This is a genomic window from Rhodococcus sp. NPDC078407 (genome assembly GCF_044542515.1).
Classification (GTDB): Bacteria; Actinomycetota; Actinomycetes; order Mycobacteriales; family Mycobacteriaceae; genus Rhodococcoides.
In genome coordinates this window covers 86663-106467 of sequence record NZ_JBITUQ010000001.1, presented here as the reverse complement: position 1 = coordinate 106467, position 19805 = coordinate 86663, and the positions used below count along the sequence as shown (strand labels likewise).

23 protein-coding genes are annotated in these 19805 nt (G+C 64.5%); 12 read left to right on the top strand and 11 right to left on the bottom strand.

Annotated features, from left to right (window positions below; genetic code table 11):
- Positions 1–34: 34 nt before the first annotated feature.
- From ACIGGF_RS00505 to ACIGGF_RS00495, 3 genes are all read right to left on the bottom strand, one after another.
- Complete coding sequence (locus tag ACIGGF_RS00505; protein WP_397519502.1) at positions 35–2167, bottom strand: acyltransferase family protein; 2133 nt, start codon at positions 2165–2167, stop codon at positions 35–37.
- Positions 2168–2367: 200 nt separating this feature from the next.
- Positions 2368–2967, bottom strand: a complete 600-nt coding sequence (locus tag ACIGGF_RS00500) for a hypothetical protein (protein WP_397519501.1) — start codon at positions 2965–2967, stop codon at positions 2368–2370.
- The gene (locus ACIGGF_RS00495) at positions 2964–3761 is read right to left on the bottom strand and encodes a MerR family transcriptional regulator (protein WP_397519500.1); all 798 of its coding nucleotides are present in this window, start codon (positions 3759–3761) and stop codon (positions 2964–2966) included. Before ACIGGF_RS00495 ends, ACIGGF_RS00500 begins: the two co-directional genes overlap by 4 nt.
- 147 nt (positions 3762–3908) lie before the next feature.
- Here ACIGGF_RS00495 and ACIGGF_RS00490 point away from each other — a divergent pair, with 147 nt between their 5' ends.
- Complete coding sequence (locus tag ACIGGF_RS00490) at positions 3909–4775, top strand: diguanylate cyclase domain-containing protein (RefSeq protein WP_397519499.1); 867 nt, start codon at positions 3909–3911, stop codon at positions 4773–4775.
- Positions 4776–4781: 6 nt separating this feature from the next.
- Here the strand turns inward: ACIGGF_RS00490 and ACIGGF_RS00485 are convergent, their stop codons facing one another.
- Positions 4782–5378: a CHAP domain-containing protein gene (locus ACIGGF_RS00485; protein WP_397519498.1), complete on the bottom strand. Its 597-nt coding sequence runs from the start codon at positions 5376–5378 to the stop codon at positions 4782–4784.
- A gap of 47 nt (positions 5379–5425) precedes the next feature.
- Between ACIGGF_RS00485 and ACIGGF_RS00480 the strand changes: the two genes are divergently transcribed.
- The 3 genes from ACIGGF_RS00480 to ACIGGF_RS00470 all read left to right on the top strand — a co-directional run bounded on the left by ACIGGF_RS00480 (position 5426) and on the right by ACIGGF_RS00470 (position 9397).
- Positions 5426–6202, top strand: a complete 777-nt coding sequence (locus ACIGGF_RS00480; protein WP_397519497.1) for an SIR2 family NAD-dependent protein deacylase — start codon at positions 5426–5428, stop codon at positions 6200–6202.
- Between the two features lie 491 nt (positions 6203–6693).
- Positions 6694–8997, top strand: a complete 2304-nt coding sequence (gene secA2 / locus ACIGGF_RS00475; protein WP_397519496.1) for an accessory Sec system translocase SecA2 — start codon at positions 6694–6696, stop codon at positions 8995–8997.
- The gene (locus ACIGGF_RS00470) at positions 8990–9397 is read left to right on the top strand and encodes an META domain-containing protein (protein ID WP_397519495.1); all 408 of its coding nucleotides are present in this window, start codon (positions 8990–8992) and stop codon (positions 9395–9397) included. Before secA2 ends, ACIGGF_RS00470 begins: the two co-directional genes overlap by 8 nt.
- 4 nt (positions 9398–9401) lie before the next feature.
- Here the strand turns inward: ACIGGF_RS00470 and ACIGGF_RS00465 are convergent, their stop codons facing one another.
- Complete coding sequence (locus tag ACIGGF_RS00465) at positions 9402–9989, bottom strand: TetR/AcrR family transcriptional regulator C-terminal domain-containing protein (RefSeq protein ID WP_397519494.1); 588 nt, start codon at positions 9987–9989, stop codon at positions 9402–9404.
- Positions 9990–10113: 124 nt separating this feature from the next.
- On the opposite strand from ACIGGF_RS00465, the gene bioB reads away from it, so the two are divergent.
- Genes bioB through ACIGGF_RS00450 form a run of 3 tightly spaced genes read left to right on the top strand, consistent with a single transcriptional unit; the run spans position 10114 to position 11941 of the window.
- Complete coding sequence (bioB, locus tag ACIGGF_RS00460; RefSeq protein WP_397519493.1) at positions 10114–11106, top strand: biotin synthase BioB; 993 nt, start codon at positions 10114–10116, stop codon at positions 11104–11106.
- Positions 11107–11128: 22 nt separating this feature from the next.
- A complete protein-coding gene (locus ACIGGF_RS00455; RefSeq protein ID WP_397519492.1) occupies positions 11129–11353 on the top strand; it encodes a hypothetical protein in 225 nt (74 codons plus the stop codon).
- Positions 11354–11407: 54 nt separating this feature from the next.
- A complete protein-coding gene (locus tag ACIGGF_RS00450; protein ID WP_397519491.1) occupies positions 11408–11941 on the top strand; it encodes a DUF2567 domain-containing protein in 534 nt (177 codons plus the stop codon).
- A gap of 14 nt (positions 11942–11955) precedes the next feature.
- Here the strand turns inward: ACIGGF_RS00450 and ACIGGF_RS00445 are convergent, their stop codons facing one another.
- Positions 11956–12654: an NUDIX domain-containing protein gene (locus ACIGGF_RS00445; protein WP_397519490.1), complete on the bottom strand. Its 699-nt coding sequence runs from the start codon at positions 12652–12654 to the stop codon at positions 11956–11958.
- A 79-nt stretch (positions 12655–12733) separates the two neighbouring features.
- On the opposite strand from ACIGGF_RS00445, the gene nadA reads away from it, so the two are divergent.
- The 4 genes from nadA to ACIGGF_RS00425 are packed head-to-tail and all read left to right on the top strand — an operon-like array spanning position 12734 to position 16643.
- Positions 12734–13792, top strand: a complete 1059-nt coding sequence (gene nadA, locus ACIGGF_RS00440) for a quinolinate synthase NadA (protein WP_397519489.1) — start codon at positions 12734–12736, stop codon at positions 13790–13792.
- Entirely contained in the window at positions 13789–15357 is a 1569-nt protein-coding gene (locus ACIGGF_RS00435) for an L-aspartate oxidase (RefSeq protein ID WP_397519488.1), read from the top strand. Before nadA ends, ACIGGF_RS00435 begins: the two co-directional genes overlap by 4 nt.
- Position 15358: 1 nt before the next feature.
- Positions 15359–16234: a carboxylating nicotinate-nucleotide diphosphorylase gene (nadC, locus tag ACIGGF_RS00430; RefSeq protein ID WP_397519487.1), complete on the top strand. Its 876-nt coding sequence runs from the start codon at positions 15359–15361 to the stop codon at positions 16232–16234.
- 34 nt (positions 16235–16268) lie between these two features.
- Positions 16269–16643, top strand: coding sequence for an RNA-binding S4 domain-containing protein (locus tag ACIGGF_RS00425; protein ID WP_397519486.1), 375 nt, complete (start codon positions 16269–16271; stop codon positions 16641–16643).
- 52 nt (positions 16644–16695) lie between these two features.
- Here ACIGGF_RS00425 and ACIGGF_RS00420 read toward each other — a convergent pair whose 3' ends face one another.
- On the bottom strand, positions 16696–17679 hold the full coding sequence (locus ACIGGF_RS00420) for a LysR family transcriptional regulator (protein WP_397519485.1): 984 nt from the start codon (positions 17677–17679) through the stop codon (positions 16696–16698).
- A 78-nt stretch (positions 17680–17757) separates the two neighbouring features.
- Here ACIGGF_RS00420 and ACIGGF_RS00415 point away from each other — a divergent pair, with 78 nt between their 5' ends.
- Entirely contained in the window at positions 17758–18174 is a 417-nt protein-coding gene (locus ACIGGF_RS00415; protein ID WP_397519484.1) for a DUF5997 family protein, read from the top strand.
- Here ACIGGF_RS00415 and ACIGGF_RS00410 read toward each other — a convergent pair.
- The 4 genes from ACIGGF_RS00410 to ACIGGF_RS00395 form a co-directional block, all read right to left on the bottom strand.
- Entirely contained in the window at positions 18171–18554 is a 384-nt protein-coding gene (locus tag ACIGGF_RS00410; protein ID WP_397519483.1) for a YchJ family protein, read from the bottom strand. The two genes, ACIGGF_RS00415 and ACIGGF_RS00410, sit on opposite strands and share 4 nt — an antisense overlap.
- Positions 18551–18712, bottom strand: coding sequence for a hypothetical protein (locus tag ACIGGF_RS00405; protein ID WP_397519482.1), 162 nt, complete (start codon positions 18710–18712; stop codon positions 18551–18553). The genes ACIGGF_RS00410 and ACIGGF_RS00405 overlap by 4 nt, the downstream gene beginning before the upstream one ends.
- Entirely contained in the window at positions 18709–19335 is a 627-nt protein-coding gene (gene rhtB / locus ACIGGF_RS00400; protein ID WP_397519481.1) for a homoserine/homoserine lactone efflux protein, read from the bottom strand. Before rhtB ends, ACIGGF_RS00405 begins: the two co-directional genes overlap by 4 nt.
- 237 nt (positions 19336–19572) lie before the next feature.
- A complete protein-coding gene (locus ACIGGF_RS00395; protein ID WP_397519480.1) occupies positions 19573–19788 on the bottom strand; it encodes a hypothetical protein in 216 nt (71 codons plus the stop codon).
- Between the last annotated feature and the right edge of the window lie 17 nt (positions 19789–19805).

The following is a 19805-nucleotide window of genomic DNA, read 5'->3' as shown; positions in this document are numbered from 1 at the left end:
TGGGCCCGGGCTTACCGAGCGCGCGGTGCTCACCTCACGGTCCGGTCCACCAGCCGGTGGCCGATCCGACCTGTCTTCCCAGCTCTGAGGTCAGAGTTCGCGCGTAGGTCGACGTGAGGTGGTGCTCGTCACGATAGATCAGTACATTTCCTTGCTCGACGCGGCACACGGTGTCGTCGCAGACGGCACCGGACAGGTCCAGCGCGGAGAACCCGGGCATCTGGAACGAGGCCGCCAGTGCCGGATTGACAGGATCGAATGCTTCGTCCCTAGCAATGCCGCACGATGTGGCAGTGCCGCCGTCGGCCAGACAATCGTTTGCTCGATAGGGCAGCCACGGGGTGTCCCGAACGCCCAGAATTCCGACACCGTCCGCTGCGAGTTGCCGCCACACTGCGGTGTAGAAGGCGGGGGTGTAGTCCCCGGGGAGCCCCTCCCGAGGCCGCGTGGCCGTGGTGAACAGGTAGGCAGGCTTCATCGCTGCGACCTCGGCGAGCACGGTTTGCGTCCAGTCGAGGCAATCCGGGTATTCGTCGACACCGAGCATCGGCATCGTGTCCACGCTCAATGGGCAGCCCATCTTCAGGAACGTGACGACCTTGAACCCGTGCTGCATACCGAGTGGATCGAGGGCCGACAACCAGTGCTCGGCGTGTGAGCCGCCCGCCAGCACGATGGTTCGGTCGGCGTCCGGGTCTCCGTACGTACACGAGATCGCGTCGGGATTCTCGAAGTCGGCAATGCAGCCTTCGAGCGTGCTGGCGGGTAGATCTTCGGGAGCCGAATACAGCGGGGGGCGGACGTCGGCCGGTTCGGCGCGAACCCCGTCGGTCAGTTCGAGGGCGCCCGGGTAAGTCAGTTCGTCGACCGAGCCGTCGGCCTGCACTGCGGTGACCGACCGGTCGATGTGGGCGTTCCAGCCAATCGAGCCGACCGTGACGGCGACTGCGGCGATCCCTGCGGTGGCAGTGACCGCGATGCGGCCCGGAGTGAATGTGCTCGACTGCGTGGGTCGCTCGATCAGCCGGACGGTCAGCCACGCGAGTACGACCGACGCCCCCACGATTCCAAGACCGCCGAGCACGTCGGCATGGGATCTGCCGGTAACCGACAGGTAGAAGATCAACAGTGGCCAGTGCCACAGGTACAGCGGAAACGCGATCGACCCGACCCAGGCGAAGAACCGGTTGGACAGTGTGGTCGCGACGGCCGTCTCGGAACCGGCGATGATCAACGCCAATGTTGCGAGCACCGGGATCAACGCCAGGGGACCGGGAAACGCAGTGACTCCGTCGACGACGAAACCGCACGCGACGATCACGGTCATGCCGAGAACGGACAGGGCTCCGCGCGCCTTGGCAGCCCAGCGAGACGGCGGCGAGGCTACGTCGACCGAGCTGTTGGTTCGCGCAGCGAAGACCGCCGCCAGCGCGGCACCGAGCATGATCTCCCAGAGCCGTGCACCGGTGTCGTAGTAGTTCCACGCCTGATGCCGTCGAACACCGTCCGCGGCGTACACGAACGAGACAACGGCGATCATGGTGAAGATCACCGCGAAAGTGCGCGGTCGAAGACTTCGCGGTCCTTTCGGGCGGACGGTACGCAGTACCCATGCGAGGCCGAAGACGACAGCGATGGCGAAGAGATAGAACTGGAATTGCACCGCGACCGACCACAGATGCTGGACGGGACTCACCGAGGGGTCGGCTGCCAGGTAGTCGTTCGCTGTCGTCGCCAGTTGCCAGTTCACGTAGTAGAAGACACCGGAGACGAGTTGGTCGCCCAGGTCTGCCCAGCGGGTGCGCGGCAGTAGGAACACCGACGCGACGGCCACTGCCAGCAGCGTGATCAGCAGCGGGGGGCCGAGTCGGCGCAACACCCGCGTGACCCGGGTGATCGGATTCAGGCTTGCTCCGGCCTCGGCCGACCGGAGCAAGGATGCGGTGAAGAAGAAGCCGGACAGCGTCAGGAAAACGTCGACGCCCCCCGATACGCGGCCCATCCAGATGTGGAAAACGACCACGAGTGCGATCGCGACGCCCCGCAAGCCGTTGAGATCCCGCCGCTGCGGTGGTCGACCCTGTGTGCCGGGCACCGAACTGGGTTCGCCCTGGACCGTTGCCGAAAAATCGGTGGCCGAGTTTCCGTAGGTCGGGTGTACGTGCATGAGGGGAAAGTTGCTCCGGCTGTCGATCGACTACTCGTTCGGGTGTGCGATACCGGGCAAACAATACGTGTACTTGGGGTGAAGCACTTCTCGGAGTCTGCTTTCGGCGTCGAGCTGAGCGTGGAAGCCGAATGGTTGGACGACGTCGTGATCTCGGCCTCGTTGTCGCATTCGCACCCGAAGTTGTTCGGCCGGCACTGTCACGGGATCGGTACCGGTGTGGACCGAGAGAGCGCGGCGACCAGTGCTGCGGAATCGTCCACCTGAACTTCGAAGGCGTGCGCAGTACCGTCCACCCTCCACCGCTTCAGAGGCGCGGGTACCGTAACCGTTGTAGCGCAGGACAATTCGATGTCCACGGTGCTCCCGTCCTGATTCGGTAGTACCAGTCTGCCGCCGTCGAGAGTCGGTGCCACGAGGCCGTAGCGGCGGTGGATGCGGGCGGAAACGATGCTCGCGCGGTCCACTGTCGCGACGACCTTCCCAGAAATGCGCAGGGTGAGCGTCGCCGGCGAGAGAACGTGGGGATGGACGCGGGCCAGGGCGACCGACGAGGCGAGCGCGACCAGCGACGCCAGCGACAGTGCGGCCACCACTGCGCTGATCCACGGCACAGGAATGAGCAGATGCAGAACAACCATCTCGATAACGGTGACGACGCCGAACATTGCCGGCATCGCGAGAGTGCCACGTACTGCCGTGAATGCCGTCGAGTCTGCGTCCATCGGCGCGCGCCGCCCCCTCGCCCACAGCAGCAGTGCGTGCCATCTGCCGACCTGCGTCGGAATGTCGGCCGTCATCGAGGATCACCAGGGCGGCTCGGTTCGCTGGTCTGCAGACGTGCGATGGCGTCGATGATCACTGCGCGCTGAGCGGGATCGGGCACGATGTCGTCGAGACTCAGTGGGCCTGCCTCGCGGGCAGTGGCATAGGTCCCCGCCGAGACGAGAGCGTGTATGTCGAGTACCGATGCCAAATCGGTTGCGAGCGAATCGATATCGGCTTCCACCTCCTCGACGTTTCGGCCCTCTATCGCGGCGAATCTGCGCAGCAGCATCAGGTACTTCAGCCGGGTGCCGGGATCGGCCAGCGTCGTCGTCATCGTCTCGAAGAACGACGCGGGAACGGTGCCCGAAATTGCCATCACCTCGAGCAGGTCACGCTCACGCAGCAACGCTTCTCGGTCGGTCTCGTCAGCGGCATCGATCAACGCGGCCAGTGTGTCCGCGGTATCGCGCGGCAGGGCAGTCAGTGGACGATGCTCGACGGCGTCGTCGAGCAGGCCCGACAACCGAGCGTGTTTGCGCGTCAGAGCCTTTTGCTCCGATTCGATACCGACCAGCAGGGCGCGTAGATCGGCGACCACATCGCTCTCGTCCGGTGCAGACCGATCGAGAGCTGCCGCTATGGCGCCGAGCGGCATTCCGCAGTCGGCGAGCCAGCGAATTCTCATCAATCGAACCACGTCGTCGATCGTGTACTCGCGATACCCGTTGGACAGCCGGCGTGGCTCGGCCAGCAGGCCGAGTCGGTGATAGTGACGCACTGTTCGAGCGGTCGTTCCGGCGGCGTCGGCAAGGGATCCGATTCTCATGCGTTCAGTGTGAACCGTGACGCTACGTCAAGGTCAAGAATTCCCGCCGTCGCCTCCGCAGGGGTGCACCCGGGCGCGGCGTATCGTCGGCGTGGTCGTGTGAATCGTCCTGGCTCGCACCGTTCGAGGAAGAGACCTGCCCTGAAGATGGTCGACGCCGATCGTTGGTACCGGGAGATGTTCGAAGCGAGCACGGTCGGTTTGGCGCTTGCCGACGAGAACGGGTTGCTGGTTCTCGCCAACGACGCCTACGCAGCGATCGTCGGTTGTCCGCGCCACCTGTTGCCCGGTCGATCCTCCCGCGAGTTCACCCATCCCGACGACCTCGCGCAGCACGCGGCCATGGAGCAGATCATGGCCGACGCCAAGGCGCGTGGAGAATCGGTCCACCTCGAGAAGCGCTACCTGCATCCCGACGGCACTGTGCGGTGGGGTTGGGTTTCGGCCAGTGAGGTTGCCGGACCGGGGAACCGCACGTGGACGATGGCCGTCGTGCACGACACCACAGACCGGCGGCGGGCAGAGGACGACCTCCGGCACGCCGCGCAAACCGACGCTCTCACGGGATTGCTCAATCGACGTGGATGGCGAGATCGGTTGCACCAGTTGACCACTTCGCCGGGACCCGAGGTTGCCGTCGCGCTGGCCATGATCGATTTCGACCGGTTCAAGTCGTACAACGACAGATACGGTCACGGACGCGGCGATCGAGTGTTGGTCGAGTTCTCTGCTGCTGCCGTCGGTCTGCTCGGTGGACGCGCGTCCATCGCGAGGTGGGGCGGTGAAGAGTTCGCCCTGGTGATGCCGGGTGTGGGTTCGACGACCATGTCTGCCGTGTTGGCCGAGTTGACGGCGATCGTGCCCGACGGCCAGACCTTCTCCGCCGGCTACACGACACTGCGCGTGGGGGAGTCCGTCGACGACTGCTTTGACCGCGCGGACATGTTGCTCTACCGAGCCAAGGGAGACGGCGGTGCACGTTCCTACGGCGACGCACACGTGATCCTTACGTGACGACCGTCAATTCTGTAGGCGACCGAAGCCGGCGACTCCGGAATCGGATGCGAAGTGCAGGGTGTGCACCCTGATCTTGCCGGCTTCGTTGCCGCCGACGGTGATGGCCTCGTCGCCCTCGACCGCGACGATCACGTTGGTGTGTTGGCCGCTGAAGCTGGCGTTGTCGTAGAGCACCACATCACCCACCGACGGCGTGTAGCTCCCCACGGCCTCGAACAGTCCCTGCTGCTGGTAGTACTCCTGCAGGGTGTAGACGCCGGGAATGCGCCACGAACCCGAATGGGGGTTGGACAACGGCAGGCCCGCTTCCTTCATGATCCAGCTGACGAAATCTGCGCACCACGCTTCCTCGACGCCTTCGGCGTAGAACGTTCCCGGCCGCTGCAACTCGTGCTCGGTGCGCAGGAGTTCGAACACCCGTGCCTGATCGGTGGTCAACTCGCCGTTGTTCACCTCGGGAAAGGACTCGGTGTCCCACGGGAAGTATCGGCTCGGTGCCAGCCACAGAACTCCGATCGCCACCACGACGACGACAGCGGTGACGGCTGCCAACCACAGGGGTCGGCGTCGTCGAGTGCGCGCGGCCACGTCGAGGCTCATGCGACCACGGTAGCGCGACGCGGCAGGCCCCTCGGCACAATAACCGTGTGACCACTTCCGAGAACTCGTCGCCCGTTGCTGTTCCGAAGCCTGTCGTGGACTCCGCGCGAGAGGCGTCGCGGATCACCGTACTCACCGGCGCAGGCATGTCTGCCGAGTCGGGAATTGCAACATTTCGGGACGCCGAGACCGGGTTGTGGAAAGACTTCGATCCCACGGACCTCGCCAGCCCCGAGGGCTGGCTGGCCGACAGTGATCTGGTGTGGGGTTGGTATCGGTGGCGCGCGGAATTGGTCCGACGCTCCGAGCCCAATGCCGGTCATGTGGCACTGGCCCAGTGGCAGCAGCGGGCGCACGTCGACATCGCCACCCAGAATGTCGACGACCTCCACGAACGGGCCGGGGCCACGGTTCTCTCGCACGTGCACGGCAGTCTGTTCGAGCCGTACTGCAGCGACTGCGGAACCCGCGCACAGCTCGACGACGTTGCCGACACAGCCGCCGAGGCGGACCAGCGTGTTCCGCCGCCCGAGTGCCCAGTATGCGGTGGGTTGATCAGACCGGGGGCGGTGTGGTTCGGCGAATCGCTGCCGGAGGCAGCGTGGGAGGCGGCCGAGGATGCGGTTCGCAATGCCGACCTCGTTCTCGTCGTCGGCACGTCGGGAGTCGTCTACCCGTTCGCCGGACTGCCTGCTATTGCCCGAAGCGCCGGAGCAACGGTGGTCGAGATCAACCCGGTCGAGACCGAGATCTCGGACATGGCCGATCACCGGTGGCGCACCACGGCCGCGTCGGGATTGCCCGCGTTGGTTGCGCAACTCTGATCTCCCGGACCAGGTCGTGGTACTTCGTCTCGAAGGCTTCGGCACCCTGTTCCGGAAGCAATCAAGGTGTAGGGCTTCGATCCGCCCGAGCAGCGCATCCGAGTATTCCTCGTACTCGGCGACCGTCTCGAGTTCGGCCACGTCTGTCGCCGACAGCGAGTGTCCGAGGCGCAGGACCTGTTTCGTCTGCAGCATCAGTCGAACAGAGGTGGGGAAGCCGGACTGACGAACGACGCGATACGGGATCATCAAGACCCTTCCACTAGTCGACTCAGTGGAAGACGGGCATGCGAACCCTTCGGTTTTTCCATGTTTCCCCTCGATTTGCACGGTTCGCCGTGCAATCCGAATGCAACGACCATCACGTGGAGACACGCGGCGACGGCACGCCTCGGATCGCGGTGACGACGACGCTCGATGCCCGACCTGGGCAGAGCCGCACTCGGTACTGTGGGCGAGAACGGTTTTTCTTTCTCAGGTAGGGATGACAGATGGCTTTGGGCTCCGACCGATTCTGGCGTGTACTCGGCCGCTCCGCGCAGAAGGCGCAGAGCACATCCCGTCAGCACGTCGATCGAGCCCAGGAGCATGCCCAGTGGGCGGCCGATCTCGAAGACGGCGAATTGGCAACGGAGGCGGCCGCCCTCCGTGTCGACGATGCGGCGCGGCTCGACGTTCCGCGATACCTCGCGCTGGTGCGAGAGGCCGGCGATCGCACCCTGTCCATGCGGCCTTTCGATGTACAGCTGCATGGAGCCGTTCGGCTGCTCGCCGGCGATGTGGTGGAGATGGCGACCGGTGAGGGCAAGACCTTGGCCGGTGCCATCGCCGCCGTCGGCTACGTGTTGTCCGGGCGCGCGGTGCACGTCATCTCGGTCAACGACTTTCTCGCGCAACGTGACGCGGACTGGATGCAGCCCCTGTTCGAGTCCCTCGGCATCACCGTCGGTTCCATCGGCGAGTCGTCGACGCCGCAGGAGCGGCGCACCGCCTATGCCTGCGACATCACCTACGCCTCCGTCAACGAGATCGGTTTCGACGTTCTGCGTGATCATCTGGTGCACGACCGTGATGATCTGGTTGCGCCGGTGCCGGACGTCGCCCTCATTGACGAGGCCGATTCCGTGCTGGTCGACGAGGCGCTCGTTCCGCTGGTGTTGGCCGGTTCGGTGTCGGGCGACGTCTCGACGTCGACGGTCATGGATGCAGTCCAATTATTGGACAAGGGTGTTGATTTCGACACCGATGCCGAAGGACGCAACGTGTTCCTCACCGACGAGGGCGCGCTGCGGATGGAGAAGGAACTGGGCGGAATCGACCTGTACTCCGAGCATCACGTCGGAACGACGTTGGTAGCGGTCAACGTGGCACTGCACGCCCAGGTGCTGGTCCAGCGCGATGTCGATTACATCGTCCGCGACGGACGGGTGCAGCTGATCAACGCGTCACGCGGACGCGTGGCCGAACTGCAGCGGTGGCCGGACGGGTTACAGGCCGCGGTCGAGATCAAGGAAGGCCTTGCCCCCACCGAGACCGGTGAGATTCTCGACACGATCACCGTGCAGGCGCTGATCAATCGGTACGCCACGGTGTGCGGCATGACCGGCACGGCCATGGCTGCGGGGGAGCAGTTGCGTACGTTCTACAAGCTCGGCGTCTCGGTGATAGAACCGAACGTGCCGACGGCGCGCGTCGACGAAGTCGACCGTGTCTACGACACCATCGAGCACAAGAATGCTGCGATTGCGTTGCAGGTCCAGAAGATTCACGAGACCGGTCAGCCGATTCTGATCGGAACCCATGATGTCGCCGAGTCCGAGGCGTTGGCCGAGGTCCTCACTGCGTCGGGCGTGGATGTCGTGGTCTTGAACGCGAAGAACGATGCGGAAGAAGCGGCGGTCATCGCTGCGGCCGGAGTTCACGGGGCGGTGACGGTGTCCACTCAGATCGCCGGTCGCGGAACCGATATCAAGCTCGGCGGTCCTGATGGGGCCGATCGCGAGCGCATCGCCGATCTCGGCGGCTTGTTCGTCCTCGGTACCGGTCGCCACACCACCGCGCGGCTGGACAATCAGCTCCGCGGCCGCGCCGGCCGTCAGGGTGATCCGGGTCGGTCGCTGTTCTTCGGCAGCTGGGAAGACGATGTCGTCAAGAACAACATCGGCGACAAGGATGCACCCAAGGGCATCGACGAGTACGGTTTGTTCACCTCGCCTGCAGCCGCCGACCGCGTCGATCACGCGCAGCGCATCGCCGAGGGGCAGATGCTCGAAATACATTCTCGGACATGGCGTTACAATCAACTCACGGCTCAGCACCGTGAGATTCTCGACCGCAGCCGGGCCGCATTACTCGATTCGGACGAGGCGTTGACCTTGCTCGCGGAGCGCTCGCCGAGGCGTGCCGAAGAACTTCGCGAGACTGTCTCCGACGAGACCCTGACCACGGTTGCTCGTCAGATAGTCCTGTACCACCTCGATCGATCGTGGTCCGATTATCTGGCGCACCTGGCAGACGTGCGCGAGAGTATTCATCTGCGGGCACTGGGACGAGAAAATCCTCTGGACGAATACCATCGGATCGCGGTAGAGGCTTTCAAGACGGTGTCGTCGAAGGCGTTGGATCTGTCGCACGCCACCTTCGAATCGGCCGACATCACCTCTGCCGGAATCGATCTGGACGACGCAGGGCTGCGGCGTCCCACGTCCACGTGGACCTACATGGTGCACGACAACCCGTTCGCGTCTCGCGGAAATGCCGGTGCGGCCGGTCTGGGACCGATTTTCGGTGGCTGACGCCGGTCGCGCGTTGGTCGCTCTCGCCTTCGGTGCGAGCATGTTCGCGTGCGGATGCGCGGACTCTTACGGCGAATTTCCCGCCGACAAGACCTACTCCTCCGTAGCTGCTCCCGATTCCTACGTGCCGGTGGACGGAACCACGATCAGGCTCGAATTCGCCGACGACCGCGTCTCGGCGGAGGCCGGATGCAACAGATTGTTCGGCACGGCGGACACCTCGCAGGGACGCATCACCGTCGACTCCCTCGGGTCGACGCGTATGGCCTGCCCTGAGGCGTTGATGGAGCAGGACGCGTGGCTCTCGTCGTTTCTGACGTCCACTCCGCGGTGGTCTCGTAACGACGGCACCATGACCCTGGACAACGGGAGCGAGCGCATCGTCTTCGCGGAGTTCTGACCGATCAGCGGCGGATGCGGTCGGCTGCAGTGTGGCGGACGCCGTCGAGAAACAGTCTCAATCCGAAATCGAATCTGCTCGTCGGGTCGGGGCTGTCGTAGATGGGGGACGCCTCGGGGGTGAGGGCTCCGGCAGAATCCATCTGAATTCTCGCCTGTTCGTCCACTGTCTGGCCGAGCACGTAGTACAGCAGGGTGTCCGCGGTCAGTTCCGCGTCACGCCGCGCGAGTCCTGCTCGAATACACACGGCGGCAATGCGTTCGCGAATGTGGTTGGTGGTCAGCCTCGACGCGTAAGTCGCAGCGACCAGCTCGGCCCCGTCTCGACGGGAGAGGAGCGCGTCGCGTAACCGGTGCGCGATCTGTTCGATCTGCTCGTCCCACGGCGCGTCGGTGGGCGGTGCATCGGCAGTGGCGAGCAGGTGGTCGGCAATCGCGCCGAGCAGGGTCTGTTTGTTGGGGAAGTGCCAGTACAACGCACCCGGTTGCACGTGCAGCGACGTCGCCAGCCGTCGCATGGTCAGGTCTGCCAGGCCGTACTCGTCGAGAATGGCGACAGCGCCGTCCAGCACGTCTTGCCTGTGTAGTTGCACTGCTTCTCCCCACCGTTCGACGCCTACTCGCTTTGACAGTAGTCGAGCATCATGCTTAACGTGAACACCGTTCAACTTGAACGGTGTTCAATTCTGTCGCCGTTCGTCTACGAGGGGATCGGCAATGGACATTTTGCGTAGGGCACGTGCACAGGTGCTCGACGACGGCATCGCGCTGGAACGGTCTCGAGTTCTCGAGATCCTCGAGCTCGGCGACGACCGTCTCGAGGAAACGATGCTGCTTGCGCACGAGGTTCGAATGAAGTGGTGCGGCCCCGAGGTGGAGGTGGAGGGAATCGTCAGCCTCAAGACCGGTGGATGTCCTGAGGACTGCCATTTCTGTTCGCAATCGGGTCTTTTCGCGTCCCCGGTGCGCGCTGCGTGGCTGGATATCCCGTCGCTGGTCGAAGCGGCGAAGCAGACCGCCAAGACCGGGGCAACGGAATTCTGTATCGTCGCGGCCGTCCGTGGGCCCGACGCCAGGCTGCTCGCCCAGGTCGCTGCTGGAATCGAAGCCATTCGCGGTGAGGTCGACATCGACATCGCATGTTCGTTGGGCATGCTCACGCAAGATCAGGTCGACCAGCTCGCCGCGATGGGTGTGCACCGCTACAACCACAACCTCGAGACCTCTCGATCGTATTTTCCCAATGTGGTGACCACACATACCTGGGAGGAGCGGTGGAACACGCTTCGGATGGTGCGGGAGGCGGGCATGGAGGTGTGCTGCGGTGGGATTCTCGGGATGGGGGAGACGCTGGAGCAGCGAGCCGAGTTCGCAGCCGATCTCACTGCACTGGGGCCCGACGAAGTGCCCTTGAATTTCCTCAATCCGAGGCCGGGGACCCCGTTCGGAGACCTCGACGTGCTGCCGGCATCCGATGCTCTTCGCGCCGTTGCCGCTTTCCGTCTCGCGTTACCGCGGACGATTCTGAGATTCGCCGGTGGCCGCGAGATCACGCTCGGTGATCTCGGTGCCGAGCGGGGGATACTCGGCGGGATCAACGCCATCATCGTCGGCAATTATCTGACGACGCTGGGGCGTCCGGCAGAGCAGGACCTCGATCTTCTCGGTGAGCTGCGGATGCCGATCAAAGCGCTGAACTCGACCATCTGATGGGCGTATTAGGGTGGGTCGAATGACGAGCGAGACCCACTACGACCCACATACCGGTCGGCCTGTCACAGCCGAGGCGGGGACGGGTAACAATTCGTTGTCGGTCGCTGTACGCCTCGGGCTCGAACCCCCGCGCTTCTGCGCACGATGCGGGCGGCGAACGGTGGTGCAGATCGTCCCCGATGGATGGACGTCGGTGTGCTCGCGGCACGGACTGCTCGATTCGGCTGCGACGGGTAGGCGCTAGGTGACGACGTCGGAACCGCTCGACAACCCGCGGAGGCGGAGCGCCCGCCGCGTCATGACTGTGGTCGTGGCGGTATCGGTGGCACTGTCCGCTCTGGGCGGCATTCTGTGGGGTCTTCTGGCACCGGCGCAGCAGTTACTCGTGGTGGCTCAGGACCGCGGGGCGGCCCTCACCGGCGAGAGTCTGCACCGATTCGACTCTCTGGCGATGTTCGCTCTCATCTCGTTCGTCCTCGGTCTGGTACTTCCCGTCGGTTGGTGGCAGTGGACGGCGGAGCGGGGTCCACGGCTGTTCGGTGCCGTTTTCGTCGGTGCACTCGCCGGTTCGGTCGTTGCGCTCGGTGTAGGCAACGGCATTGCTGCTCTTCGCTTTCCGAAGGCAGACGATCCCGCAGTTGGGTCGATCGTCGAGGTCGCGCCGAGTATCGCGAGTCCGCTGGCGCTGATCGTTCAGGCGCTGACGGCGTCGTTGGTCATCCTGCTGCTGGCAGCGATGAACCCCCATGACAATTTGCAATACACTGAGGCCGAGGACGCGGAGTCCGAGCCGTTTCCGCCGCCCTCGTTCGATTCCAATCGAGCCGACTGACGCTGCCAACGTATTCACCCCTGCGGAGGACGTAGTGCGGCGAACTCGTCGGTGACTCGAATACTGTTGTCGGCGAATCGGAACAAGGCCGGGGGCCTGCCGCCGGCCCTGCCCGACGGTGCGCGACGGCCGGTGGGTTCGATGACGCCTCGTCGGCTGAGTACTCGCTGCAGGTTGGTGGCATCGACCTGATAGCCGAGCGCCGCACCGTAGATCTCACGCAAGGACGAGATCGCGAAATCGACTGGGGCGAGTGCGAATCCGATGTTGGTGTAGGACAGTTTGGCGACCAGTCGATGCCTCGCGTGATCGACGACGGTTCCGTGATCGAACGACATGTCGGGCAAGGCCGACACCGGATGCCATGCCGTGTCCGAGGGCAGTGTCGGCTCGGTCGAAATCGGCACGAGACCGAGGAACGTCGATGCGATCCGTCGGTCTCCCGGTACGCGATCGGGTTCGCTGAAGATGGACAGCTGTTCGAGGTGAGCAACCGAGCGCAGATCGACCTTCTCGGCGAGCTGACGGCGAGCAGACTCCGCGAGATTCTCGTCGTCACGCAGAGTGCCGCCAGGGAGAGACCAGGTGCCGGCCTCGGGGTCGAGGGCGCGCTGCCACAGCAGGACCGCCAGTTCGGGCACGTCCGGGTCCGAAAACGCTCGAACTTGGAACACCGCGATGAGCACTTCGTGGACGGTGCTACGATGAATCATGTTTTCGATCATAGGTCGAAAACTCCCTCGGAGGAAATTCGGTCACCGACGACCGGATGATCGGTGAAGGAGAACCGTCATGACCAGCAGCGCTACCCGGGTGAACGTTCTGGATACGGCATTCGCCGGAGTCCGCGACATCGTCGACGGAGCAGGTGGCTACGGGGGAGTGGACGCAACTCCGGAATGGGCCGCCGAGGTCAGACGGCTCGCCGACCTACGGGGTGCGACTCTGCTCGCGCACAACTATCAGTTGCCCGCGATCCAGGACGTTGCCGACCATGTAGGCGACTCGCTGGCTCTCTCGCGTATGGCCGCCGAGGTTTCCGAGGACACGATCGTGTTCTGCGGAGTTCACTTCATGGCCGAGACCGCCAAGATTCTGAGCCCTCAGAAAACGATCCTCATTCCGGACCAGCGCGCCGGTTGCTCGCTGGCCGATTCCATCACGGCTGATCAATTGCGCGAGTGGAAGGCCGATTTTCCCGACGCCGTCGTCGTCTCGTACGTCAACACCACCGCCGAGATCAAAGCGCTGACCGACATCTGCTGCACGTCGTCCAACGCGGTCGAGGTCGTCGAGTCGATCGACCCGGGCCGCGACATCCTGTTCCTGCCCGATCAGTTCCTCGGCGCGCACGTCAAGCGCGTCACCGGGCGCGAGAACCTGCACATCTGGGCCGGTGAATGCCACGTCCACGCCGGTATCAACGGCGACGAGCTGGCCGAGAAGTCGCGCAGCCACCCGGATGCCGAGTTGTACGTGCACCCCGAATGCGGTTGCGCCACTTCGGCTCTGTACTTGGCCGGAGAAGGCTTCGTTCCTGCCGACAAGGTCAAGATTCTGTCCACCGGTGGCATGCTCGACGCTGCCCGTGCCACCGCATCGAAGCAGGTTCTGGTGGCCACCGAAATCGGCATGCTGCACCAGCTTCGCAGAGCGGCCCCCGATGTCGAGTTCCTCGCTGTCAACGATCGCGCATCGTGTGGGTACATGAAGATGATCACTCCCGCCGCGTTGCTTCGCTGCCTGGTCGAAGGACGCGACGAGGTGCACGTCGACCTCGAAACCGCGAACATCGCCAGCAAATCGGTGCAGCGGATGATCGAGATCGGTACCCCCGGCGGCGGCGAGTGAATCCGTCCGTCGCGTGGGAAACCGCAGCTGATCTCGTCGTCGTCGGCGGCGGCATCGCCGGACTCACTGCGGCGCGCACCGCAGCCGCCCGCGGTCTGCGGGTGCTGACCGTCAGCAAGGGAAGCTCGACCGACACCGCGACGCAGTACGCCCAGGGCGGAATCGCTGTCGTCGGCGTTGAACTCGACGATTCGATCGAATCGCACGTAGCGGACACGTGCGCCGCCGGTGCCGGACTGTGCGACGAGGACGCCGTGCGCTCCATCGTCGCCGGCGGGCGCGCATCGATCGCGTCGCTCGAGGCCGCGGGTGCGGTGTTCGATCGCGCCGACGACGGCGCCGTCGCTCGTACCAGGGAAGGCGGCCACAGTGTGCGCCGCATCATCCATGCCGGCGGCGACGCCACCGGTGCCGAGGTGCAGCGCACACTCGACGGTGCGGTACCGGCGGTGCAGTTCGACACAACGGCGCTGCGGGTCCTGACCACCGGCGGCGAAGTCGCCGGTTTGCTCGTCCGCGGTCCCCGCGGCGTCGGAGTCGTTCACAGCCCGACGGTTCTCCTCGCCACCGGCGGACTGGGACAGCTGTTCTCGTGCAGCACCAACCCGGCCGGCGCGACGGCCGACGGCATCGCACTCGCCCTCGAAGCGGGTGCCCGCGTGGCCGACCTCGAATTCGTGCAATTCCATCCGACGGTGCTGTTTGCTGCCGGCACGACGGGCCGTCGCCCGTTGATCAGCGAAGCGGTACGCGGCGAGGGCGCTCACCTCGTCGATGTCTCCGGCCGCGCGTTCATGGCCGGAGTGCATCCACTCGGCGATCTTGCGCCGCGCGACGTGGTGTCCCGGGCCATCGCCGAACTCCTGCACGACAGCGGCGACGACCACGTGCTGCTGGACGCCCGCCTCGTGGAGCATTTCCACGAGCGATTCCCGACTGTGACCGCCTCGTGCCTCGAGGTCGGGATCGATCCGACTACCGACCTCGTTCCGGTGGCTCCGGCCGCGCATTATTCGTGTGGAGGAGTGGTGACGGATACGGCCGGCCGCACCTCGGTTCCGGGCCTGCTCGCCGCTGGTGAAGTGGCCCGCACCGGATTACACGGCGCGAACAGGTTGGCGTCGAACAGTCTGCTCGAAGGTCTCGTCGTCGGTGAGCGTGCGGCGCTCGTGGCTGTCGAACGGGTGGGTAGAAGGGTTCAGGTGACAAATCTCGCGTGGCCCACCTATCGCCGCCTCGACCGCGCCGTGCTGCAGCGCACGATGACAGCCGACGTCGGCGTGGTACGCGATGCAGCGGGACTTGCTGCGGCACACCGCGTCCTGGCGCACGGCGTCGTATCGGAACCGCCGGTCGACGCACGTGCTGTCGAGGATGCTGCATTGACAGCTGCTGCGGAGGTGATCGTCCTGGCCGCGAACCATCGGCGCGAGAGTAGGGGGTGCCACACCCGACGCGATTTTCCCGAGTATGCACCGGCGCAACGTCGTAGCCTGCACATCGAACGAGATCCCGAGGGACAGCTGGCAATCGTGAACGACGACGTGATGACGGGAGCACTTTGACATGACCGATATCTCGACCGAAGTGAACCCGGGCGTGGACCGAGCGGAAGTGCTCGCGCTGATCCGGACCGCGTTGGCCGAAGACTTGCGCTTCGGTCCCGACATCACCACCGCAGCAACGGTTCCCGAGGGTTCTGTCGCGACGGCCTCGGTGGTATCACGCCAGTTCGGCACGATCGCCGGCCTGGATATCGGGCTGCTGGTCCTCGACGAGGTGATCGGTTCGGAGAATTATTCGATCGTGCACCGCATCGACGACGGGGCGAGTGTCGAACCGGGGCAGGCCGTTCTGACGGTCGAGGCCCCGACCCGTGGGTTGCTCACCGCCGAGCGCACGATGCTCAACATCGTGTGTCACCTCTCGGGGATCGCCACCGCGACGGCCGGCTGGGTCGCCGAGGTGGCCGATACCGACTGCAAGATCAGGGACAGTCGTAAAACGCTGCCGGGCCTGCGGTCGCTGCAGAAGTACGCGGTGCGCGCCGGCGGAGGCGTCAACCACCGCATGGGCCTGGGCGACGCCGCGTTGATCAAGGACAACCACGTCGCGGCGGCCGGCTCGGTCGTCGCTGCTCTGAACGCGGTGCGGGCCGCGGCGCCGAACATCGCCTGTGAAGTGGAGGTCGACAGCCTCGAACAGCTCGACCAGGTACTCGCCGAGAACGTCGAACTCGTGCTGCTGGACAACTTCGCGCTGTGGCAGACGCAGATGGCCGTGCAGCGTCGTGACAAATTCGCTCCCGAGACCAAGCTGGAATCCTCGGGCGGGTTGACGGTGGACGTGGCACGGGACTACGCCCGGACGGGGGTCGACTTCCTTGCCGTCGGCGGTCTGACACACTCGGTGACAGTGCTCGACCTCGGCCTGGACATGTAGTCGAGCCTCGTGATGTGAGGGAAGATCTTCGAAGATGGAAGCGCAGAGTGCCCGCCTCGACAGCTGGATCTGGGCGGTGCGATTGTTCAAGACGCGGTCCGCGGCCGCCGCTGCCTGCCGCAGTGGGCACGTCCGCGTCAACGGAACCCCCGCCAAGCCCGGTACGCGAATCGGCCCGAACGACGAGATCCGGCTCCGGGTCGACGGGCTGGAGAAGATCGTCGTGGTCGTACGGGCGATCACCAAACGAGTCGGTGCCGCTGTCGTTCCCGAGTGCCTGATCGACCGCAGTCCCCCGCCGCCGCCGAAGGAAGTTCTGGCCTCCGTACCGAGGCGTGATCGAGGAGCAGGTAGACCGACCAAGCGCGATCGTCGCGAAATCGATCGACTTCGGGCTTCGCCCTCGTGAGCGTTTCGCGTACCTGAGGGGGCGCAAAACACGCACGACGGGCGGAGCCCGATTAGCGACGCTTACCGCTGCGGCGGGTGTTCGTTTTCGTCTTGGCAACCGGGCGGGCAGGCTTGGAGGGGTGCGCTTTCTTCTTCTTCACCGGCACGTCGTCTGCCGAGCCTCGTGAACTTCGGGTCGACCGTCCTCGAACGATGCCGATGAACTCCTCGATGCGGTCGTCCTCGTGCTCGGCGACCCAGGCCAGCGCAATCTGGGTGTGCTCGACGTCGGTCACCGGACGGTAGACGAGATCCTTACGCGCGTTGAATCGGGCGACCGAGTGCGGCACGATTGCCATCCCCAGCCCGGCGGCCACGTACTCGAACGTTTCCGCAACGCTGTTCATGGGGGGCAGGGCAGGACGACTTCCGACTTCCAGTTCCGTTGCTACAGCAGCCCATTCGGGCACAGTCGCGGGATTGGCGAGCAAGTGTTCGTCGGCGAGATCGAGCGCGGTGACGGAATCGAACGCTGCAACTGCGTGGTCTTTCGGGACCACTACAACCTGGACTTCCTGATATAGGCCGATCGCGTTCAGGCCCGCGCGATCGATCGGCGGTCGAACGAAGCTCACATCGACCGTTCCGTCGTGCAGGGCCGACACCTGTGTCTCCGGCGTCGTCGCCATCACGGACAGCGTGACGTCCGGAAATCGATCCGCCCAGATGCGCGTCCACTTCGTCAGCGTCACGCCTTCGGCGTATCCGATGGTGAACGTCGTCGGCTCGGCGGCAGCAACCTGAGCGAGCTCGGCCAACCGGTCGTCTTCGGCAATCTCCGTCAGAGCCCGCTCGAGCAAAGCTCGGCCGTCGGCGGTGAGTTCGGTGGGGGAGACCCCCGGAACGAAGAGGTCGACGCCGAGCTGCTCCTCGAGTTCCACGACGGTCTTGCTCAGGCGGATTCGCGAAATCCCCAGCGACTGAGCAGCGCGGGCGAAATGCAGTTGCTGCGCCACTGCCGCGTACCAACGCAGGGTCTGCACATCGATGTTCACGGTGTCGACCCTATGGGACGAAGCGGGCTGGGAGAGACGGTGGCGTCGAGAGCGTGCGTCGGCGGATAAGCTGTTGCGGTGAGCTCGGAGAACAAGCAGCAGACCATGAAGCCATTGACCGCGGCGAACAAGCTCGGGATCTACCTTCCCGCAGCGCCGGAAGAGTTCCAGAACTCGATGGTCAGCAGGTCGGAACTGGACGCCTTGCGTAACGATCCGCCGCAGTGGCTGACCGACTTGCAGACCAACGGACCCTTCCCCCGCGACGTCATCGCCAAGAAGTTGGGTGTGTCCATCGCAGGCCTCGCCCGCGGCGGTGTGACCGAGGCCTTGACCAACGACGCCATCGAGGAACTCGTCGCCAGCCCGCCGCAGTGGCTGGTTCGTGAGCGACGCACTCAGATCCAGGTGCGCAAGGATGCCGAACGTATCAAGGAGAAGCAGGAAGCGCGCCGCACCTCGAGCAACCGACCGACCAAGCTGCGCAACCTCTAGCGCGAGACGATCCCGTCGAGGTAGAGCCATCGGCCGTCCACTCGGACGAATCGGCTCACCTCACTCATGGAGCCCGCTCCGTCGGGATGCCGGTATCGAGCTCGGAACTCGACGGTTCCCGCGTCGTCGAACAGCCCCCCCGCATCGGTTGCGAGAATATCGAGTCGGTACCACTGCTGATCGGGGTCCACATCCAGCTCCGACGGTGCCGTGTCGGGATGCCACGAGGAGTGAAGATAGTCCACATCTGCGACGGCAAATGCAGTGAATCGAGATCGCATCAGCTTCACGGCCGTCGGCGCGCTCGCATCGCCGCGCAGGTACGGCTCACAGCAGGCGTCGAATGTTTCTCCACTCGAGCACGGACACCGTCCAGTCACTCGTCGACAACTTCGACGGTGTAGGTACCGAGTTCGTGCTCGTCCCGCTTGCCGACGTCCTGAATCCACGTGTTGGCTTCGAGGAGAGTGTCGAACAATCCCAACGGAATCGGGTCCCCGCCCAGGGCATTCTTCATGATCACGCGGTACTTCCTCATGGTGTCACCCTACGGACGGTCGCGAGAAACGTTGCGGCAGCGAAGAACATGCCGGCGAACGTCCGATTCATCGTCTTCTGCTGGCGCTGCGATTTCATCAATCGCAGCACCCGCGAGGCCAATGAGGTGTAGCCGGTCATCACGAACATGTCGACCGCGACCATCGTCGCGGCGATCACCAGATACTGAACGACGAGTGGTCGCGTCGGATCGAGGAACTGGGGTAGCACGGCGACCATGAAGACGACAGCTTTGGGATTGCTGGCATTGACGAGGAAACCTCGGGCGAGCATCGTCGACCCACGGTCGGCCACTGCGGGGACGTCGGCGACCTCGGTCGGGGCTGCCCGCCACTGCCGAACGCCGAGGTAGACCAGGTAGGCAACGCCGAACCACTTGATTGCGGTGAAGGCCACAGCCGAGCTGGCCAGAACAGCTCCCAGTCCCACGGCCACGATGGCGATCTGCAGGAGCAGGCCGATCTGCAGTCCGAAGATGTTCAAGTACCCGCGGCGCAGGCCGTAACGAAGCCCGGTGGACATCGATGCGATGGCGCCCGCGCCGGGGGAGAGACTGATGACGATGCTCGCACCGAGGAACGCAAGCCACACTGACCAGTTCAACTGTCTCCCATTACGTACTTGGACCACATCGAAGCGTTCGGCGGTCCAACCTGTGATTCTGCCATGCGCGACGCCGTCGAGCAGCCGCAATACTTGGCGTATCCCTGGACTCGCAGCATCTGGCACCACGGCTACGCCGGTTCGTCACCTATGTTCGGTGCGCCGCCAGTGATCGGACAGCGGTTCGATGCGTTGGAATACGAAGGCTTCCGTGCGAGGGTTCTTCGCAAGAGGTTCTTACAGGCTGATACCGATGCTGTCGAGAATTGGTTGCAGGACGTTCACAACGAAGTCGGCAAGCACGAACCCAACGAACTCGACGGCAGGTCTGGCCCATTCCGGTGCCCACGGATACGGATACGGACTACCAGGCGACGCACTGGCTACGCCCGCCGTCATGAAGAGCACGAGACCTACGGTGACTGTGACCGTGGCAACTCTCAATCTGTTCATGCCGCTGGTATCGCCAC

What these genes read in the sequence shown, in the direction of transcription:
- ACIGGF_RS00495 (WP_397519500.1), bottom strand. Translation starts at nt 3,761, where the DNA reads ATGAGAATCGGATCCCTTGCCGACGCCGCCGGAACGACCGCTCGAACA.
- ACIGGF_RS00450 (WP_397519491.1), top strand. Translation starts at nt 11,408, where the DNA reads ATGACTGTGGTCGTGGCGGTATCGGTGGCACTGTCCGCTCTGGGCGGC.
- secA2 (WP_397519496.1), top strand. Translation starts at nt 6,694, where the DNA reads ATGGCTTTGGGCTCCGACCGATTCTGGCGTGTACTCGGCCGCTCCGCG.
- nadC (WP_397519487.1), top strand. Translation starts at nt 15,359, where the DNA reads ATGACCGATATCTCGACCGAAGTGAACCCGGGCGTGGACCGAGCGGAA.
- ACIGGF_RS00500 (WP_397519501.1), bottom strand. Translation starts at nt 2,967, where the DNA reads ATGACGGCCGACATTCCGACGCAGGTCGGCAGATGGCACGCACTGCTG.
- nadA (WP_397519489.1), top strand. Translation starts at nt 12,734, where the DNA reads ATGACCAGCAGCGCTACCCGGGTGAACGTTCTGGATACGGCATTCGCC.
- ACIGGF_RS00485 (WP_397519498.1), bottom strand. Translation starts at nt 5,378, where the DNA reads ATGAGCCTCGACGTGGCCGCGCGCACTCGACGACGCCGACCCCTGTGG.
- bioB (WP_397519493.1), top strand. Translation starts at nt 10,114, where the DNA reads ATGGACATTTTGCGTAGGGCACGTGCACAGGTGCTCGACGACGGCATC.
- ACIGGF_RS00425 (WP_397519486.1), top strand. Translation starts at nt 16,269, where the DNA reads ATGGAAGCGCAGAGTGCCCGCCTCGACAGCTGGATCTGGGCGGTGCGA.
- ACIGGF_RS00505 (WP_397519502.1), bottom strand. Translation starts at nt 2,167, where the DNA reads ATGCACGTACACCCGACCTACGGAAACTCGGCCACCGATTTTTCGGCA.
- ACIGGF_RS00395 (WP_397519480.1), bottom strand. Translation starts at nt 19,788, where the DNA reads ATGAACAGATTGAGAGTTGCCACGGTCACAGTCACCGTAGGTCTCGTG.
- ACIGGF_RS00445 (WP_397519490.1), bottom strand. Translation starts at nt 12,654, where the DNA reads ATGATTCATCGTAGCACCGTCCACGAAGTGCTCATCGCGGTGTTCCAA.
- ACIGGF_RS00455 (WP_397519492.1), top strand. Translation starts at nt 11,129, where the DNA reads ATGACGAGCGAGACCCACTACGACCCACATACCGGTCGGCCTGTCACA.
- ACIGGF_RS00405 (WP_397519482.1), bottom strand. Translation starts at nt 18,712, where the DNA reads ATGAGGAAGTACCGCGTGATCATGAAGAATGCCCTGGGCGGGGACCCG.
- ACIGGF_RS00490 (WP_397519499.1), top strand. Translation starts at nt 3,909, where the DNA reads ATGGTCGACGCCGATCGTTGGTACCGGGAGATGTTCGAAGCGAGCACG.